Genomic DNA, 715 nt, shown 5'->3' on the forward strand with positions numbered 1-715 from the left:
CTGGGCCGTGGTCAGCGTGCCGACCTGTTCGGTGGTCAGCGCGTTGAGCTGCTCGGTGGACAGCGCGCGGATCTGGGCGGTGGACAGGGCGCGCAGGTCCTGTGTCTCCAGCGCGGCCATCTGTTCGGTAGACAGGCCCTTGAGCTGCTGGGTGGTCAGCGACTGGATCTGATTGGTGGACAGCGCCTGGACCTGTTCAGTCGTGAAGGCGTCGATGTTCTCGGAGGTGATGCCGCGGATGGCGGCCGTGGTCAGCACGGCCAGGTCGGCGGTCTCGATGGCGGCCAACTGCTCGGAGGTCATCGCACCCACCTGGGCGGACGACAGCACCTTGAACTGGTCGGTGCCCAGGGCCTGCAGGTCGGCCGTTTCCATGTTGGCGATCTGCGCGGTCGTCAAGCTGGCGATCTGGGTCGTGGTCAGCGTGCCGACTTGTTCGGTGGTCAGCGCATTGAGCTGCTCGGTGGACAACGCGCGGATCTGCGCGGTGCTCAGGGCACGCAGGTCCTGCGTCTCAAGCGCAGCCATCTGTTCGGTAGACAGGCCCTTGAGCTGCTGCGTGGTGATCGACTGGATCTGAGCCGTCGTCAGCGCCTGGATCTGGTCGGTCGTGAACGAGTCGATGTTCTCGGAGGTGATGCCGCGGATGGCGGCCGTCGTCAGCACGGCCAGGTCGGCGGTCTCGATGGCGGCCAACTGCTCGGAGGTCATCGCG

General features: G+C 66.2%; 1 pseudogene. It reads right to left on the reverse strand.

The features are described from left to right. Window positions 1–715, reverse strand: a pseudogene (locus ACG00Y_RS28795) (heme utilization protein); the annotation flags it as partial.

Origin of the sequence: Pelomonas parva (assembly GCF_043555835.1) — a bacterium.
Classification (GTDB): Bacteria; Pseudomonadota; Gammaproteobacteria; order Burkholderiales; family Burkholderiaceae_C; genus Pelomonas; species Pelomonas parva.